This is a genomic window from Sphingomonas sp. SORGH_AS_0438 (assembly GCF_031453475.1).
GTDB lineage: Bacteria > Pseudomonadota > Alphaproteobacteria > Sphingomonadales > Sphingomonadaceae > Sphingomonas.
Genome location: NZ_JAVIZS010000001.1, coordinates 123753 through 141171, shown reverse-complemented (window position 1 = coordinate 141171; position 17419 = coordinate 123753). Strand labels below are relative to the sequence as shown.

General features: G+C 70.2%; 13 protein-coding genes. 6 read left to right on the top strand and 7 right to left on the bottom strand.

Annotated features, from left to right (window positions below; all coding sequences use genetic code 11):
* The first annotated feature begins 12 nt into the window (after positions 1 to 12).
* Both ptsP and nagE read left to right on the top strand, forming a co-directional pair.
* A complete protein-coding gene (gene ptsP, locus QE452_RS00660; protein ID WP_309658244.1) occupies positions 13 to 2505 on the top strand; it encodes a phosphoenolpyruvate--protein phosphotransferase in 2493 nt (830 codons plus the stop codon).
* The gene (gene nagE / locus QE452_RS00655) at positions 2502 to 4211 is read left to right on the top strand and encodes an N-acetylglucosamine-specific PTS transporter subunit IIBC (RefSeq protein WP_309658243.1); all 1710 of its coding nucleotides are present in this window, start codon (positions 2502 to 2504) and stop codon (positions 4209 to 4211) included. Before ptsP ends, nagE begins: the two co-directional genes overlap by 4 nt.
* Before the next feature lie 276 nt (positions 4212 to 4487).
* Here the strand turns inward: nagE and QE452_RS00650 are convergent, their stop codons facing one another.
* From QE452_RS00650 to QE452_RS00625, 6 genes are all read right to left on the bottom strand, one after another.
* Positions 4488 to 5276 carry a hypothetical protein gene (locus QE452_RS00650; RefSeq protein ID WP_309658242.1) on the bottom strand — a complete coding sequence of 263 codons (789 nt, stop codon included), beginning with the start codon at positions 5274 to 5276 and terminating at the stop codon, positions 4488 to 4490.
* Positions 5277 to 5410: 134 nt separating this feature from the next.
* A complete protein-coding gene (locus tag QE452_RS00645; RefSeq protein WP_309658241.1) occupies positions 5411 to 5665 on the bottom strand; it encodes an ATP synthase F1 subunit epsilon in 255 nt (84 codons plus the stop codon).
* Positions 5665 to 7146, bottom strand: a complete 1482-nt coding sequence (atpD, locus tag QE452_RS00640) for a F0F1 ATP synthase subunit beta (RefSeq protein WP_125995590.1) — start codon at positions 7144 to 7146, stop codon at positions 5665 to 5667. The genes QE452_RS00645 and atpD overlap by 1 nt, the downstream gene beginning before the upstream one ends.
* Positions 7147 to 7171: 25 nt before the next feature.
* Positions 7172 to 8056, bottom strand: coding sequence for a F0F1 ATP synthase subunit gamma (locus QE452_RS00635; protein WP_125995589.1), 885 nt, complete (start codon positions 8054 to 8056; stop codon positions 7172 to 7174).
* Positions 8057 to 8140: 84 nt separating this feature from the next.
* On the bottom strand, positions 8141 to 9670 hold the full coding sequence (gene atpA / locus QE452_RS00630) for a F0F1 ATP synthase subunit alpha (RefSeq protein WP_309658240.1): 1530 nt from the start codon (positions 9668 to 9670) through the stop codon (positions 8141 to 8143).
* Positions 9671 to 9701: 31 nt separating this feature from the next.
* Complete coding sequence (locus QE452_RS00625) at positions 9702 to 10256, bottom strand: F0F1 ATP synthase subunit delta (RefSeq protein ID WP_309658239.1); 555 nt, start codon at positions 10254 to 10256, stop codon at positions 9702 to 9704.
* Positions 10257 to 10472: 216 nt separating this feature from the next.
* Here QE452_RS00625 and QE452_RS00620 point away from each other — a divergent pair, with 216 nt between their 5' ends.
* The 4 genes from QE452_RS00620 to QE452_RS00605 all read left to right on the top strand — a co-directional run bounded on the left by QE452_RS00620 (position 10473) and on the right by QE452_RS00605 (position 15491).
* Entirely contained in the window at positions 10473 to 11387 is a 915-nt protein-coding gene (locus QE452_RS00620) for a hypothetical protein (protein WP_309658238.1), read from the top strand.
* A 49-nt stretch (positions 11388 to 11436) separates the two neighbouring features.
* On the top strand, positions 11437 to 12465 hold the full coding sequence (gene ada, locus QE452_RS00615) for a bifunctional DNA-binding transcriptional regulator/O6-methylguanine-DNA methyltransferase Ada (RefSeq protein WP_309658237.1): 1029 nt from the start codon (positions 11437 to 11439) through the stop codon (positions 12463 to 12465).
* A gap of 81 nt (positions 12466 to 12546) precedes the next feature.
* Positions 12547 to 14079, top strand: a complete 1533-nt coding sequence (locus QE452_RS00610) for a CpaF family protein (protein WP_309658236.1) — start codon at positions 12547 to 12549, stop codon at positions 14077 to 14079.
* Positions 14080 to 14312: 233 nt separating this feature from the next.
* Positions 14313 to 15491, top strand: a complete 1179-nt coding sequence (locus QE452_RS00605; RefSeq protein WP_309658235.1) for an aspartyl protease family protein — start codon at positions 14313 to 14315, stop codon at positions 15489 to 15491.
* Here the strand turns inward: QE452_RS00605 and QE452_RS00600 are convergent, their stop codons facing one another.
* Entirely contained in the window at positions 15492 to 17348 is a 1857-nt protein-coding gene (locus QE452_RS00600; protein ID WP_309658234.1) for a DUF885 family protein, read from the bottom strand.
* Between the last annotated feature and the right edge of the window lie 71 nt (positions 17349 to 17419).

Here is a 17419-nt window from a genome sequence, read left to right as displayed (position 1 = left end):
GAAGGAACCGCCATGGCGAACACCGTGCTGACCGTGCCGATGCAGGGCTGGGCTTGTGCATTGGACAAGGTCGCGGACGCGGTGTTCGCGGAGCGGATGCTGGGCGACGGGATCGCCATCGACCCGACCGGCGACACGCTGCACGCGCCCTGCGCCGCGGAGGTGATCGGGGTGCAGCCGACCGGCCATGCCATCACGCTGCGCAGCGACGCCGGGGCGGAACTGCTGATCCATATCGGGCTGGACACGGTGGCGCTGGACGGGCGCGGCTTCACGCCCGTCGTACGTGTCGGCGACCGGGTGGCGACGGGTGACGCGCTGATCCGCTTCGACCTCGACCTGCTGGTGCAGGAGGCCCGCGCGGTCATCACCCCGATCCTGGTCACCAATGGCGACCGCTTCGCGATCGAACACCGGGCCGAGGGATTGGTCGCGGTCGGCGCGCCGCTGATGACGCTGGTGGCACGGGACGGGGAGGTGACGACCGCCGCGAGCGAGGGCGAGCGTCGGGCGCGCGACATCGTCGTGCCGCTGGCGCATGGCATCCATGCCCGCCCCGCCGCGCGAATCGCCGAATGCGCCAGGAGCTTCGACGCCGAGGTGCTGCTGGAGAAGGACGGCCGGTCGAGCAGCGTGCGCAGCCCGATCGGCGTGCTGACGCTCGGGATCACCCATGGCTCGACCGTCACCGTCGCCGCCACCGGCGCACAGGCCGAGGCCGCGGTCGACGCGGTCGCCGCGCTGATCCTGAGCGGCATGGGCGAAGGCGCGGACGCCGCCGCCCCTGCCCCCGCTCCCGCCCCGCCGCCCGCCGCCCCCGTGGCGGTCGAGGGCGCGCTGGCCGGCGTCACCGCCGCGCCGGGGCTGGCGGTCGGACCCGTCGGATGGCTGCGCGCGACGGACTGCGACGTCCCGGCCGAGGGGTGCGGCATCGCCGCCGAGGAAGCGGCATTCGACGCCGCCCGCCATGATCTGGCGACCGCCCTCACCACCCGCGCGCGAATCGCGCACGGGGCCGAGCGTGCGATCGTCGAGGCCCATGCCGCGATGCTCGACGATCCGGCGCTGCTGGAGGCGACCCGCCACGGCATCGCGCGCGGGGCCAGCGCCGCCGCCGCCTGGCGCGCCGCGATCCGGCCCCAGGGCGAGGCATTGCGCGCAACCGGCGATGCGCGGCTGGCCGAACGCGCCGACGACATGCGCGACCTGGAGCGGCAGCTGATCGCCCGGCTGATGGGGCTGGAAACCACCGCCCCGGTGTTCGCGCCCGGCACGATCCTGCTCGCTGACGATCTGCTCCCCTCGCAGCTGCTCGGCCTCGACACCGCGACCATCGCCGGCATCGCGGTGGAGCGTGGCGGCCCGACCTCGCATGTCGCGATCCTGGCGGCGACGCTGGGCCTGCCCGCGCTGGTCGCGATCGGTCCGGCCCTGCGCGACGTGGCGGAGGGTACACGGGTGATCCTCGACGCGAGCGAGGCTCTGCTCCATCTCGACCCGCCGCACGAGAAGATCGCGGCGGCCGAGGCCAGGATCGCCGCCACCGCCGCCCGCCGCGCCGAGGCGCTGGCGCGCGGCCACGCCCCCTGCCACACCCAGGACGGGCAGCGGATCGAGGTCTTCGCCAATCTCGGCTCGGTCGCCGACGCCACGCTGGCGATGGCGAACGGCGCGGAGGGTTCGGGCCTGTTGCGGACCGAATTCCTATTCCTGGAGCGCGAGACCGCGCCCGACGTGGCCGAGCAGACCGCCGATTACCAGGCGATCGCCGATACGCTGGCGGGCCGCCCGCTCATCATCCGCCTGCTCGATATCGGCGGCGACAAGCCCGCCCCCTACCTCCCCATTCCCGCCGAGGAGAATCCGGCGCTCGGCCTGCGCGGCATCCGCGTCGGCCTCGCCCGGCCCGAAATCCTGGAAGACCAGCTCCGCGCGATCCTGTCGGTGCGCCCGGTCGAACAGTGCAAGATCATGGTGCCGATGATCGCCAGCCTGGACGAACTGCGCCAGGTCCGCACCGTGCTCGACCGGCTCTGCACCGAACTGGGGCGCACCGACCGCGTGCCGCTCGGCGTGATGGTCGAGACGCCGGCGGCGGCGATCACCGCCGATCTGCTGGCGCGCGAGGCGGACTTCCTGTCGATCGGCACCAACGACCTGACCCAATATGCGCTCGCCATGGATCGCGGCAATGCCAGCGTCGCCAGCGCGCTCGACGGCCTGCACCCGGCGGTGCTGCGCCTGATCGGCGAGACGTGCCGGGGCGGCGCGGCGCATGGCCGCTGGACCGGCGTGTGCGGCGGCCTGGCCTCCGACCCGCTGGCGGTGCCGATCCTGATCGGCCTGGGCGTCACCGAACTCTCCGCCGCCCCGGCGGTCGTCCCCGATATCAAGGCGCTGGTCGCCGGGCTGACCCTGCCCGCCGCCCGCGCCCATGCCCAGGCCGCGCTCGCTTGTTCCAGCGCCGCCCAAGTCCGCCGCCTCGCCCGGGAGTTTGCCGCATGAAGTCGATCCTCGGAGCGCTCCAGCCGCTCGGCCGCGCGCTGATGCTGCCGATCGCGGTGCTGCCGATCGCGGGCCTGTTGCTGCGGCTCGGCCAGCCCGACCTGCTCGACATCGGCTTCGTCTCGGCGGCGGGCGATGCGATCTTCACCCATCTGGGCCTGCTCTTCGCGATCGGCGTCGCCACCGGCTTCGCGCGCGACGGCAATGGCGCGGCCTGCCTGGCCGGCGTCACCTGCTTCTTGATCGCGACCGAGGCGGGCAAGACGCTGATGACGGTGCCCGGCGATATCGGCGCCGGCCTGGCCCCCGCCAGCCTCGACCTCGCCAAGGCGGCGTGGAAGGCGAAGGCGATGGCGCGGCTCGACGTGCCGCTCGGCATATTGTCCGGTCTGGTCGGCGGCCTGTTCTACAACCGCTTCTCGGCGATCAAGCTACCCGAATATCTCGCCTTTTTCGGCGGACGGCGATTCGTGCCGATCGTCGCTGGGCTGGCCGGGCTGGTGCTGGCCGCCATTGCGGGTCTCGGCTTCGCCAGCATCAACGCGGGCATCGACCAGCTCAGCTATGCGATCATCGGGGCGGGCGGCGCGGGGCTGTTCGTGTTCGGCCTGCTCAACCGGTTGCTGCTCGTCACCGGGCTGCACCATCTGCTCAACAACATCGCCTGGTTCGTGGTCGGCGACTATCACGGCGCGACCGGCGACCTGCGCCGCTTCTTCGCGGGCGATCCCAATGCCGGCGCGTTCATGGCCGGATTCTTCCCGGTGATGATGTTCGGCCTGCCCGCCGCCTGCCTCGCCATGTATCACGAGGCGCTGCCCGACCGGCGCAAGGCGGTCGGCGGCCTGTTGTTCAGCCTGGCGCTGACCTCGGCACTGACCGGCGTGACCGAGCCGATCGAATTCAGCTTCATGTTCCTCGCCCCCGTCCTCTACGCCATCCATGCGGTGCTGACCGGCCTGTCGATGACGCTGATGTCGCTTCTGGGCGTGAAGCTGGGCTTCGGCTTCTCCGCCGGCCTGCTCGACTATGTGCTGAACTTCGGCAAGGCGACGCGGCCGCTGCTGCTGATCCCGGTCGGGCTGGTCTATGCGGCGGTCTATTACACGGTGTTCCGCGTCTTCATCCGCCGATTCGACCTGAAGACGCCGGGCCGCGACGACGCCGTCCCCGCGACCGGGGCAGCGACGCCGGTGGCGGAGCGGGGCGCGGCCTTCGCCCGGGCGCTGGGCGGCGGCGCGAACCTGACCACGGTCGGGGCCTGCACCACCCGGTTGCGGCTGGTCGTCAAGGACCAGGCGGCGGTCGACGAGGCGGCGCTCAAGGCGCTCGGCGCGCGCGGGCTGATCCGCCCCTCCGCCACCGCGCTGCAAGTGGTGCTGGGGCCGATCGCCGATGTCGTGGCGGTCGAGATCCGCGACGCGCTGGCCCAGGGCGGCGTGACGGCCGCGCCGGTCGCCGCCGTGGCGGATGCGACCGCCAAGCCGGTACGGCTTCCTGCACCGCTGCTGAGCGCGCTGGGCGGCGAAGCCAATGTCGAGCGGGCCAGCGTCCATGGCGGCCGCCTGCGCGTGGCGCTGCGGGAGGCTGGCGGGGTGGAGGATACGAAGCTGATCGCGCTCGGCGTGACGGCGGTGGCACGTCCCTGCCCCGGTGTGCTGCACCTGTTGGCGGCGGATGGCGATGCGGAACGGTTGACCGTCTGACGCCGATCGACCGGCCGGCCATATCGACGCCGCCGCTTTGGTGAGACGGTCGGAAAGACGACCTTACCCGTCCGTCACGCTCCGCCCCGGCGGAGGCAAGACAGTTGCAGAAATCGCTAACGTGCTTCTGCGGACGCAGGAGCCCAGGGTTGCAAGTGCCCCTTGCCTGGCTCTGGGCTCCTGCTTTCGCAGGAGCACGGCTCTGTCTGCTCGATCTTTAAGAAACCCCTGCGGAGGCCGGACTCAGCCGTCAGAAATGCGAATCCCGCCCCGTTGCTACCGGATCTTCCGGTAGGTCACATGCTCGCGGATATGATCGCGGGTCGACAGATAGTCGGCCATCCGTGCGATCTCCTTGTCATAGCTATAGAGCTGACTGCGCGGGCGGAAGCTGTGGTCGACGGGCACCGCGTCGATGATTCCCATCGTCAGGCCGGCCTTCTCCGCCGTCTTCGGCCAGACCAGATCATATCCCCAGCCCATCGGGCTGTCGGTGCTGAACGGCGTCGCCAGGTCGAAGAATGCATGGCTCATGCTGACCACCGGCCCGCTCTCGATGAAGCCGGTCTGCCGCGCGGTCAGCCCCAGGCGGCGACGCACGATCGGCCAGTCGGTATAGCTGCGCCAGGTTCGCGCCGGCTGCGCGATCGCAAAGCCATGCGCCTGTTGCAGGCCGATCAGCGCATCCAGGAACCCCCGGCCCATCCAGATATCGTCGTCGCAGAACAGCACATAGTCGAAGCCCTGGTCGGGCGCATCGCGCACCAGTCGTTCGAGCAGCAGCCATTTCGGCTCATAGCCCTGGATCCGCTCGACGGTGACCGCATCCACCGCCGGACTGGGCGACGCACCGCCGATCGCGGCCCAGCGCTGGACCAGATCGACCTGCGTGGCGGTGGCGAGCTGTTCGACGATATGGTCGATCAGGCTGGGCTTGTTGCCGACATAGACGCCGACCACCAGCACCTTCGGCCGGCCCTGCGGCGCGGGCGTGCTGCGATAATGTGGATCGCGCCGGGGCAGCAGATGCGCCAGCTTGCGCGTGATCTTGAGCGACAAGGCCAAGCCGATCTCCCGTTCGTCGAACGCAATCGGCTGAAAAGGGCCGATTTCCGCCGCCTCCTTGCCCGGTGGCCGCGCGTCGGTCCAGCAAAAGCGAAACGGCGGCGGAGCGGATCACCGCCCCGCCGCCGGGAAGATCAGCTGATATGCTCGGCGAGGACGGTTAAGCCTTGCGCATTGACCTCGGCGAAGCCGCCGCGGATCGCGATCGTCTCGGGCTGGCCATTGGCGCTGGTATAGACCGAGAGGATGCCGTCGCGGATCGTCGACATGAAGGGGGCATGGCCCTCCAGCACCGCGAAGTCACCCTCGGTGCCGGGAACGGTGACCATGTGGACCGACTCCGAGCGGACCAGCCGCTCGGGAGTGACCAGCTCGAAGTGGAGCGCCATTACGCCTCCTTGGCCATCTTCTCGGCCTTGGCGACCGCTTCGTCGATGCCGCCGACCATGTAGAAGGCCGCTTCGGGCAGGTGGTCGTAATCGCCGTTCACCACGCCCTTGAAGCTGCGGATCGTGTCCTCGATCTGCACGAACTTGCCCGAGATGCCGGTGAAGACCTCGGCGACGTGGAAGGGCTGCGACAGGAAGCGCTGGATCTTGCGCGCGCGGGTCACGGTCAGCTTATCCTCTTCGGACAGCTCGTCCATGCCCAGGATCGCGATGATGTCCTGCAGCGACTTGTAGCGCTGGAGCAGCGACTGGACGGCGCGCGCCGTCTCGTAATGCTCCTGCCCGACGATGCGCGGCTCCAGCACGCGGCTGGTGGAGTCGAGCGGGTCGACCGCCGGATAGATGCCCAGCTCCGAGATGGCGCGGTTGAGCACCGTCGTCGCGTCCAAATGGGCGAACGAGGTCGCCGGGGCCGGATCGGTCAAGTCGTCGGCGGGCACGTACACGGCCTGGACCGAGGTGATCGAGCCCTTGTTGGTCGAGGTGATCCGCTCCTGCAGCGCGCCCATGTCGGTCGACAGGGTCGGCTGATAGCCCACGGCCGAGGGGATGCGGCCGAGCAGCGCCGACACTTCCGCGCCCGCCTGGGTGAAGCGGAAGATGTTGTCGACGAAGAAGAGCACGTCCTGGCCCTCCTGGTCGCGGAAATATTCGGCGATCGTCAGACCCGACAGCGCGACGCGCGCACGGGCGCCCGGCGGCTCGTTCATCTGGCCATAGACCAGCGCGACCTTCGACCCCTCGCTGATGGCATTGCCCTCGGCATCCTTGGCGATGACGCCCGCGTCGAGGAACTCGTGATACAGGTCGTTGCCCTCGCGGGTGCGCTCACCCACGCCGGCGAACACCGAGGTGCCGCCATGGCCCTTGGCGATGTTGTTGATCAGCTCCTGGATCAGCACGGTCTTGCCGACGCCGGCGCCGCCGAACAGGCCGATCTTGCCGCCCTTGGCATAGGGGGCGAGCAGGTCGATGACCTTGATGCCGGTGACCAGGATCGCGCTCTCGGTCGACTGGTCGACGAACAGCGGCGCGGCGGCGTGGATCGGCGCGCGCAGGTCGGTGGCGACCGGACCACGCTCGTCGATCGGCTCGCCGATGACGTTGAGGATGCGGCCGAGCGTCGCCGGGCCGACCGGCACGGAGATCTGCGCGCCGGTGTCGCGGACGGTCTGGCCGCGGGTCAGGCCCTCGGTCGAGTCCATCGCGATCGTGCGGACCGTGTTCTCGCCCAGATGCTGCGCGACCTCCAGCACCAGGCGGGTGCCATTATTGTCGGTCTCCAGCGCCGACAGGATCGCCGGCAGCTGCTGGTCGAAATGCACGTCGACGACCGCGCCGATGACCTGCGCGATCCGGCCGACCGTGTTGGTGTTGCCCGTCGACTGGGTCGGGCGGATGTCTTCAGCGGCGGTTGCCATTGCGATTCTTCCTGCTTCGAAACTTTTAGAGCGCTTCCGCGCCCGAGATGATCTCGACCAGCTCGGTCGTGATCGCGGCCTGACGCGCGCGGTTGTACTGGATGCTCAGCCGCTTGATCATGTCGCCGGCATTGCGCGTGGCATTGTCCATCGCGGTCATGCGGCTGCCCTGCTCCGACGCCGCATTTTCCAGCAGCGCGCGGAAGATCTGCACCGCGATGTTGCGCGGCAGCAGTTCGGCGAGGATCGATTCCTCGTCGGGCTCATATTCGGTGACGGCGGCGGCGGCCGGAGCCGCATCCTTGAGCACGACCTGCTCGGCCAGCGGCACCGGGATGATCTGGATGCCGGTCGGCACCTGCGCCAGCGCCGACTGGAACTTGGAGAAGAACAGATGCGCCACGTCGAACTCGCCCGCGGTGAAGCGCGCGATCAGGTCGTCGGCGATCGCCTTGGCATCGTCGAAGCCGGCGACCTTCATCGCCGACATGTCGCGGTCCGCCAGGATGGCATCGGGGAAGAAGCGCTTCAGCACGCGCCCCTTCTTGCCGGCGATGTAGAAGCGCACGGTCTTGCCCTGCGCCGACAGATCCTCGGCCTTGCGGCGCGCGGCGCGGACGATGTTCGAGTTGAACGCGCCCGCCAGGCCGCGCTCGGAGGTCGCGACGACCAGCAGGTGGACCTGGTCCTTGCCGGTGCCCGCCAGCAGCGGCGACGCGCCGGGGCCGCCGGCGCGGGTCGCCAGGCTGGCCATCACCCGCTCCAGCCGCTCGGCATAGGGACGGCCGTTCTGCGCCGCGTCCTGCGCCCGGCGCAGCTTGGCGGCGGCGACCATCTTCATCGCCTTGGTGATCTTCTGCGTCGACTTCACCGAGCCGATGCGGATCTTGAGGGCCTTGAGTGACGCCATCTTCTTCCTATCGTCACCCCGGCCGGAACCGGGGTCTCCCCGTTATCGCCCTGCCCCGACCATCGGCCGGGGCAAGGCCCGTCCTCAGGCGAAGGTCTTCGCGAACTTGTCCAGCGCGGCCTTCAGCCCCGCCTTGGCCTCGTCGCCCAGGTCGCGCGTGTCGCGGATCTTGGCGAGCACGCCCGAATGGTTCGCGCGCAGATCGGCGAGCATCGCGCTCTCGTAGCGCACCACGTCCTGCACCGCGATCGTGTCGAGATAGCCGTTGGTGCCCGCGAAGATCGACGCCGTCTGCTCCTCGAAGGGCATCGGGTTGAACTGCGCCTGCTTGAGCAGCTCGGTCAGCCGCGCGCCGCGGTTCAGCAGGCGCTGGGTCGAGGCGTCGAGGTCCGAGCCGAACTGCGCGAACGCCGCCATCTCGCGATACTGGGCCAGCTCCAGCTTGATCGAGCCGGACACCTTCTTCATCGCCTTGGTCTGCGCGGCCGAGCCGACGCGGCTGACCGACAGGCCGACGTTGATCGCCGGGCGGATGCCCGCGAAGAACAGGTCCGTCTCCAGGAAGATCTGGCCGTCGGTGATCGAGATCACGTTGGTCGGGATATAGGCCGACACGTCGCCCGCCTGCGTCTCGATGATCGGCAGCGCGGTCAGCGAGCCGCCGCCATTCGCATCCGACATCTTCGCGGCGCGCTCCAGCAGGCGCGAGTGGAGATAGAAGACGTCGCCCGGATAGGCTTCGCGGCCCGGCGGACGGCGCAGCAGCAGCGACATCTGGCGATAGGCGACCGCCTGCTTCGACAGATCGTCGAACACGATCAGCGCGTGCATCCCGTTGTCACGGAAATACTCGCCCATCGCGGTGCCGGTATAGGGCGCGAGGAACTGGAGCGGCGCGGGGTCCGAGGCGGTGGCGGCGACGACGATGGAATATTCCATCGCGCCATTCTCCTCCAGCGTGCGGACGAGCTGCGCGACGGTCGAGCGCTTCTGGCCGACCGCGACATAGACGCAGTAGAGCTTCTTCGACTCGTCGGTGCCGGCGTTGACCGTCTTCTGGTTGATGAAGGTGTCGATCGCGACGGCCGACTTGCCGGTCTGACGGTCGCCGATGATCAGCTCGCGCTGGCCACGGCCGACGGGCACCAGCGCGTCGATCGCCTTCAGGCCGGTCTGCATCGGCTCCGACACGCCCTGGCGCGGGATGATGCCGGGGGCCTTGACCTCGACGCGGCTGCGCTGGTCGCTGGCGATCGGACCCTTGCCGTCGATCGGGTTGCCGAGGCCATCGACCACGCGGCCGAGCAGGCCCTTGCCGACCGGCACGTCGACGATGGTGCCGGTGCGCTTGACGGTATCGCCCTCGCGGATCTCCGAGTCCGACCCGAAGATCACGACGCCGACATTGTCGGCCTCGAGGTTCAGCGCCATGCCCTGCACGCCATTGGCGAACTCGACCATCTCGCCCGCCTGGACGTTGTCGAGGCCATAGATGCGCGCGATGCCGTCGCCGACCGACAGCACCTGGCCGGTTTCCGAAACCTGGGCCTCGGTGCCGAAATTGGCGATCTGGTCCTTGATGACCTTGGAGATTTCTGCGGCGCGGATGTCCATCACTTCAGCCTTTTCCCAACAGCGTTCGCTGTCAGCCTTTCATTGCGTGCGCGAGCGCGTTCAAACGGGTGCGGATCGACGAATCGATCATCTGGGAACCGATGCGGACGACCAGCCCGCCGAGCAGCGCCGGATCGACCGACAGGTCGACCGTCACCTCGCGACCGACGCGCTGGCGGAGCTGCTGCTTCAATTCGCCGACCTGATCCTCGGTCAGCGGATGCGCGCTCGTCACCTCGGCGGTCAGTTCGCCGCGATGGCGCGACGCCAGGGTGCGATAGGCGCGGATGATCGCCGGCAGCGCGCCCAGGCGGCGGTTCTCGGCGAGCACGCCCAGGAAGCTGCGCGTCGCCGGGTCCAGCCCGAGATGATCGGCGACGGCCAGCACCGCCTTGGTCGCGGCGCCGCGCGCCACCACCGGGCTGCCGATCAGCGAGCGCAGATCGTCCGAATCCCGCAGGGCGTCACGCACCGTGGCGAGGCTCGCCTCCACCGCGTCGATGCTGCGGGCGTCGCGCGCCAACTCGAACAGGGCGAGCGCGTAGCGCCCACTTAAGCTGGCCTGAATACCGCCGGATGTCTCCACGGAGCGTTATGTCCCTCAGCATTTCAAAACGGGTAGCCCATAGGGAACGGGGCGCGGAACCGCGCCTGTCGCTGGGCTTTCGGGCGGCTAGCATGAGGGTGCAGAGGATGCAAGCGAACCTGTCCATCCTGTCACTTTCCTTTACCGGATGTTCAGGCATGTCCGGTTCAGGATCGGCGACGTACCGATGCTCCGTTCGACAGGAGGGACGGCTGGATGCGCGAATGGGTGCTGGTGGCGGTCGTCGCGATGGTCTGCGCCGCCCCCGCCGCCGCCGAGGTGATCCATGTCGAGGGCATTTTCGCGGCCGGATCGCGCGAGGCGAGCCTGTTACCGACGATCGGCGTCGACCTGTTCGACGGGCCGGCCGGCGACGCGCTGGGCGTGGCGATCGAGCGGCGGCTGGCGACGCTCGGCCGGGACGGCGTGCCCCATGCCCAGCTCGTCGCCCCGTCGCTGCGCCCCGACGGCCTGGTGTCGGGCCGCGCCGCGTCCTCGGTCGACCAGGCGGGCTATACCGAAAGTCGCGAGCGCTGCGTCGAGAAGAAGGACGACAAATGCGTGCGCCGCGTGCGCTACACGGTGCCCTGCATCCAGCGCACGGTGACGCTCCATGCGGACCTGCGCCTGACCCGGCAGCGCGACGAGCGCATCCTATACGCGTGGATGCCGACGCGCAGCGACACCAGCAGCTGGTGCGAGGACGAGGCGGGCGGCCTGGGCGCGGACCTGGCGGTCCAGTCGATGGTCGAATCGATCGCCGACCAGGTCCGGCTCGACCTCGCGCCGCACCGCGAACACTACAAGGTGCGCATCCGCGAGGAGCGCGACGGCCTGCCGCCCGACCTGGCCGAGCAATTCCGCAGCGCTGTCCACCAGACCAGGCCGGACGAACAGGGAGCCTGCGCCCGCTTCGCGGCGATCGGCGCGGCGGCACCCGATCACGGGCCCACGTTGTTCAACCAGGCGCTCTGCGCGGAGGCGGCCGGCCGCTATGCGGAGGCGACGGCGCTCTACACCCGCGCCCGCGTCTTCGCGCCCCGGGCGGGCGATGCGATCAGCCGGGGCCTGGAACGGGTCGCGGCGCTCGCCGCGGGGGCCGAGGATGTGAAGCATATGGCGCCGCTTTGACCGCAAGCTTCGGGATGCGCCGCGCGCGGCTGGCGGGCAGGATGGCGGCATGACCATGATCGATCCCGATGCCGCCTGGGCCGCCTTCGAGGCGCGCGACCGTTCCGCCGATGGCCGCTTCGTCGTCGGGGTGCGATCGACCGGCATCTATTGCAAGCCGAGCTGCCCGGCGCGCCATCCCCGGCGCGAACAGGTCAGCTTCCATGCCGATGGCGCCGCGGCACGCGCCGCCGGTTTCCGCGCCTGCCTGCGCTGCCGACCCGACGCGGTCGCCCGCGACCGGGCGGCGGTGGCGGAGGCGATCGCGCGGATCGACGCGGCGGAGGCCCCGCCCCGGCTGGAGGCGCTGGCCCAGGCGGTCGGCTATGCGCCGCATCATTTCCACCGGCTGTTCAAGCGCGCGACCGGGCTGACGCCCGCCGCCTATGCCCGCGCGAAACGGCTGGAGCGCGCGGGCGCCGCCCTGACCCGGGGCGCGACGGTGACGGACGCGCTCTATGCCGCCGGCTATGCCGCCCCCAGCCGCTTCTACGACGCGGCGACGCGCCTGGGCATGGCGCCCAGCGCCTGGGCCAAGGGCGGGCGCGGCGTCACCATCCACTGGACGCTGGCCGCGACCAGTCTCGGCCCGTTGCTGATCGCCGCCACGGCGCGCGGGCTGTGCCGCGTCGCCTTCGACGAGGACGGGGCGGCCCTCGGCGCCCGCTTCCCCCATGCCGAGCTGCTGCCCGGCGGCCCTGCCCTCGCCGATCTCGCCGCACGTGTCGTCGCGCTGGTGGAGACGCCGGGCTGCGACGCGGACCTGCCGCTCGATTTGCGCGGCACCGCCTTTCAGGAGGCGATCTGGCAGGCGCTGCGCACCATCCCGCCGGGCGAGACGTGCAGCTATGCCGAACTCGCCGCGCTGGCCGGCGCGCCGGGGGCGACGCGGGCGGCGGGATCGGCCTGCGGCGCGAACGGCATCGCCATCGCCATCCCCTGCCACCGGGTGGTGCGCAGCGACGGCGGCGTGGGCGGCTATGCCTATGGCACGGCGCGCAAGGCGGCGCTGCTCGCACGCGAACGCGATGCCGGTTGAGCCGTGTCGTCGGGCGGCGTGGTTAGGAGAATGGTAAATTCTTGCGCCTAAGTCGTTCGGAAGCATGAGGGACCAGGCTGCATGAGCGCGTTCGGGCGTCGTAACGGGATCGGCCAGCCGGCACGCCCGGCCTTTGGCGTGGCGCGGCCCATGCAGGGCGGCGCGCCCGTCCGCGATCCGGCCGGCACGGGCGAGGGCGGCGCGCAATTCCCGCCGCTCGATTCGCTGCCCCCTGCCGGTGGCGAGGCCGAGGGCACCGCCACCGTCCCCGCCGCACAGGCGGACGCGCTGCAACGACTCGCTGACCGCCAGGCCGCGTCGGGCGATGCCGGCACCAGCCGGGTCGAGGGGTTCGAGGCCTCGGTCCACAAGATCAAGGAACAGGTGCTGCCGCGCCTGCTGGAGCGCGTCGACCCCGAGGCCGCCGCGACCCTGGGCAAGGACGAGCTGGCGGAGGAATTCCGCCCGATCATCGGCGAGGTGCTGGCCGAGCTGAAGCTGACGCTCAACCGACGCGAGCAGTTCGCGCTTGAAAAGGTGCTGGTCGACGAGCTGCTGGGCCTGGGGCCGCTGGAGGAGCTGCTCGCCGATCCCAACATCTCCGACATCATGGTCAACGGCCCCGAGCAGACCTATGTCGAGCGCAAGGGCCGGCTGGAGATCGCGCCGATCCAGTTCCGCGACGAGGAGCATCTGTTCCAGATCGCGCAGCGCATCGTCAATTCGGTCGGCCGCCGCGTCGACCAGACCACGCCGCTCGCCGACGCGCGCCTGAAGGACGGCAGCCGCGTCAACGTCATCGTGCCGCCGCTGTCGTTGCGCGGCACCGCCATCTCGATCCGCAAATTCTCCGCCAAGCCGATCACGCTCGACATGATGGCCGGCTTCGGCAGCATGAGCCCCAAGATGGCGACCGCGCTGAAGATCGCGGGGGCCAGCCGGTTCAACATCGTCATCTCCGGCGGCACCGGTTCGGGCAAGACGACGATGCTCAACGCCCTGTCGAAGATGATCGACCCGGGCGAGCGCGTGCTGACCATCGAAGACGCCGCCGAGCTTCGCCTGCAACAGCCGCACTGGCTGCCGCTGGAGACGCGCCCCGCCAATCTGGAGGGCCAGGGCGAGATCTCGATCCGCGACCTGGTGAAGAACGCGCTGCGTATGCGGCCCGACCGGATCATCCTGGGCGAAATCCGCGGCTCGGAATGTTTCGACATGCTGGCGGCGATGAACACCGGCCATGACGGCTCGATGTGCACGCTCCACTCCAACTCCCCGCGCGAGGCGCTGGCGCGGATGGAGAACATGGTGATGATGTCGGACATCAAGGTGCCCAAGGAGGCGATCAGCCGCCAGATCGCCGATTCGGTCGACCTGATCATCCAGGTGAAGCGCCTGCGCGACGGTTCGCGCCGCGTCACCAACGTCACCGAGGTGATCGGCATGGAAGGGCCGGTGATCGTCACGCAGGAACTGTTCAAGTTCGAATATCTGGACGAATCGGCCGAGGGGAAGATCATCGGCGAATATCGCTCGATGGGCCTGCGTCCCTATACGCTCGACAAGGCGCGGCAGTTCGGGTTCGACCAGGCGTTTTTGGAGGCGTGCCTGTAGGACGGAGCCGGGACTGTTTCCTATTGCCGGCTCCCCTTCCTGTACCCCGGCGAAGGCCGGGGCCCAGTTGGGAAGGCTGAAGTAACGGAGCGCTGCCCGTCGTCATGATCGTCCCCCAACTGGGCCCCGGCCTTCGCCGGGGTACAGCAAGGAGGGAAAGGCTCGCCGAACGCCCCCCATCCCATGATTTTCGCCACGACGCCGCCCGCCGGCTGCGATAGGAGCGGCCGTCCATGCGTATCCTAGCCCTTGCCGCGCTGCTGCTGCTCGCCGATGCCCCGGTCCCCGTCGCCTCGCGCGATCCCGGCGTAGTGCGGCTGGCGGCGGATGCGCAGGCCCGCTGGGTCGACTTCACGCTGACGCCCGGCAACCAGATCCGCTTCCGCATGACGGTGAACGGCCGGCCGGTGACCGCGATCCTCGACACTGGCGTGTCCTTCTCGCTGCTGTCGCGGACGTCGCCCGTCACGCGCGGCACGACGATCGCACCGGGCGGTCAGGCGAGCGCGATCGGCGGCGCGGTGCCGATCGGCTGGATGCCGACCCGGTCGCTGACGCTCGGCGGCCTGACCCGGCGCGGCGGCGGGCTGGCGGTCGCCACCCTGCCCGCGCTCGCCACCGGCAGCGCCGAATCGGTCGATCTGCTGGTCGGGCGCGACCTGCTGGCGGGGCAGGCGCTCGACATCGACTATGCCGCCAACCGCTTCCGCCTGATCCGGTCGGGGCGGATGCCCTTTCCCGGCAAGATCGCGCCGCTGTCGATCTCGCCCGCGCGCAACGTCTATGAAAGCGCGATCACGCTGGGGACGAAGCGCTTCTCACCGATGATCGTCGATACCGGCGACGGATCGTCGATGACCATCACCGAGGGCGAGTGGCGCAGCGCCGGCCTGGCCAAGCTGCCCCGCACCACCGCCATCGCCTTCGGCCTGGCAGGACCGGTGGTGACGGGGCTGGCGATCGTCCCCTCGGTCCGGCTGGGCGAGCTGAACGCGCAGGATGTCGAGATGCGGATCGAGCCGGCGGGCGGCTTTTCGGAGACGATCGGCGTCGCCGGGCGGATCGGCACCGGCTTCCTGTCGCGCTACCGCGTGCTGCTCGACCCGCGCGCGGGCCGGATGGTGCTCAATCCCCGGCCCGACATGCCGCCGGTGCTGCGCTCGACCAGCGGCCTGCTGCTCGGGCTGGAGCGCGACCGGCTGAAGGTGCTGCACGTCATGCGCGGCGGCCCGGCGGAGACGAGCGGCTGGGCGATCGGCGACACGATCTGCGCGGTCGACGGCCAGCCGATCGGGCCCGACTACACCAGCAGCCCGCTCGCCCGCTGGTCGGCGGGGGCGCCGGGCACGGTCGTGATGCTGACGCCGTGTAGCGGCCGCCCCCGCAAGCTGGTGCTCCGGCGCTTCTACTGATCAGGCGCGCGCCGACGCGATGTAGCGATCGACCACCCGCTCCAGCAGGGTCAGCGGCACATTGCCGGTGCCGACCACGACATCGTCGAACGCCTTGAGGTCGTAGCGCGGCCCCAGCGCGGCTTGCGCCTTGGCGCGCAGCCGGTTGATCTCGTTATGCCCCATCTTGTAGCCGCAGGCCTGGCCCGGCATCGCGCAATAGCGCTGCACCTCGGCGGTGAGCTGGCCGACCGGCATCCCCGTCGCGCCCTGGAACCAGGACACCGCCCGGTCGAAGCTCCAGCGCTTGGCATGGAGGCCGGTATCAACCACCAGCCGGCACGCGCGGAAGTTCATCGACTGGAGATAGCCGATCCTGCCCAGCGGATCGTCGTCATAGACGCCCAGCTCGCTGGCCAGCTGCTCGGCATAAAGCGCCCAGCCTTCCGAATAGGCGTTGAAGGCGAGCAGCGAGCGGATCAGCGGCAGGCGATAGCTATATTCGCCCTGCCAGACATGGCCGGGTATCCCCTCATGATAGCAGAGCGTCGGCAGCGAATAGCGCGGCCAGGTCGCGGTCGATTTCAGGTTGATGTAATAGATGCCGGGCTGCGACCCGTCCATCGAGCCCGGGCCGGCATAGCCGTTGGGCGCGCCGTCCTGGATCGCGGGCGGCACGCGGCGGATCACCAGATTGCCCTTCACTAGCGTGCCGAACGCGCGGGGCAGGCGCGTGCGCACATCGGCGATGCGGCCGTTCAGATAGGCGAGCAGCTTGGCGCGCCCGGCATCGTCATTGCTGAACAGCAGGTCGGGCCGGTGGCTGAGCGCGGTCAGCCGCTCGCCGACCGTGCCCTTGGACAGGCCCTGCGCCTTGAGGAGCGTGTCGATCTCGGCATTGATCGCGCGGTTCTGCTCCAGGCCGAGGGCATGGATCGCCTCCGGCGTCTCGGTGGTGGTGGTGCCGGCGCGGACCAGCCAGCGGTAATAATCCTCGCCATGCGGCCGTTGCCACAGGCCGGGCTCCGGACTCGCCTGGGGGCGGAGCGCGGCGAAGGCGGCGATCTGCCGGTCGAGCGCCGGCGCCACCATCTCGGCGCAGAGCCGCGCGGCGCGTTCGGCATGGCGCGGCGGCAGGCCGGCCTTGGCGCATTTGGCGGCGAAGCTGGTGACGATCCCCCATTGGGCGGCCGGCGTCGCGCGGATGCCCTTCAACTGTCCGGCGGTCAGGTCGATGACCAAGACGGGCGGGATCGCGCCGCGCGCGGCATCGGCGCGGATGCGGCCGGTCTCGCCGTCCACCGCACGGGCATAGGCGGTCAGCCGGTCGCAATAGGCCTCCGCATCTGCTGCGCTGGCCACGTCATGCTTGGTCTCCAGCAGGTCGGGCACATCGGCATAGGCGCCGCCAAGCTGCGAGACGATATAGGGCGTGCTGCGGAAACTGGCGGAGGGGTCGAGCACCGCCACCTCGCCGACCGGCATCGTCCGCCAGCCCTCCTGCGCCAGCGCATAGGCGGTGTCGGTGGTGTCGACATCGATCGCGACCGAGGGCGACAGCCGGCGGCGGTCGATCCGGCGAAGCTGCGCCAGATGCGCGGTGCAGCGGTCGCGTCGCGCCGCGTCCGCCGCCGCGCTGCGATCCGCCAGCTTCGCGCGGAGCGGCGCGCGCGCGTCGCGGTCCAGCCCCAGGCTCAGCGCCGCCTCGGGCCAGTCGGCCAGCAGTTCCTCCGCCAGGCCGGCGAGCAGCGTCTCCGCCTCCGCATCGCCCGGTGCCGCCGCCGCCGTCCCCTGCGCCCGCGCCAGACCACGCGGCAGCACCGCCGTCAGTCCCAGCGCGCCCGCGCCCGTCAGAAGCGCGCGCCGATTGCCGTCCATATCCCAATCCCCATCCGCTCAAGCGGACAGCATAATCGCGCTTTCCACCTGAACGCCAGCCGTCCGCCGGT

Excerpts from the sequence above, each read along its gene's own strand:
- nagE (WP_309658243.1), top strand. The coding sequence starts at position 2,502 with ATGAAGTCGATCCTCGGAGCGCTCCAGCCGCTCGGCCGCGCGCTGATG.
- atpD (WP_125995590.1), bottom strand. The coding sequence starts at position 7,146 with ATGGCAACCGCCGCTGAAGACATCCGCCCGACCCAGTCGACGGGCAAC.
- ptsP (WP_309658244.1), top strand. The coding sequence starts at position 13 with ATGGCGAACACCGTGCTGACCGTGCCGATGCAGGGCTGGGCTTGTGCA.
- QE452_RS00635 (WP_125995589.1), bottom strand. The coding sequence starts at position 8,056 with ATGGCGTCACTCAAGGCCCTCAAGATCCGCATCGGCTCGGTGAAGTCG.
- QE452_RS00620 (WP_309658238.1), top strand. The coding sequence starts at position 10,473 with ATGCGCGAATGGGTGCTGGTGGCGGTCGTCGCGATGGTCTGCGCCGCC.
- QE452_RS00600 (WP_309658234.1), bottom strand. The coding sequence starts at position 17,348 with ATGGACGGCAATCGGCGCGCGCTTCTGACGGGCGCGGGCGCGCTGGGA.
- QE452_RS00605 (WP_309658235.1), top strand. The coding sequence starts at position 14,313 with ATGCGTATCCTAGCCCTTGCCGCGCTGCTGCTGCTCGCCGATGCCCCG.
- ada (WP_309658237.1), top strand. The coding sequence starts at position 11,437 with ATGACCATGATCGATCCCGATGCCGCCTGGGCCGCCTTCGAGGCGCGC.
- atpA (WP_309658240.1), bottom strand. The coding sequence starts at position 9,670 with ATGGACATCCGCGCCGCAGAAATCTCCAAGGTCATCAAGGACCAGATC.
- QE452_RS00610 (WP_309658236.1), top strand. The coding sequence starts at position 12,547 with ATGAGCGCGTTCGGGCGTCGTAACGGGATCGGCCAGCCGGCACGCCCG.
- QE452_RS00645 (WP_309658241.1), bottom strand. The coding sequence starts at position 5,665 with ATGGCGCTCCACTTCGAGCTGGTCACTCCCGAGCGGCTGGTCCGCTCG.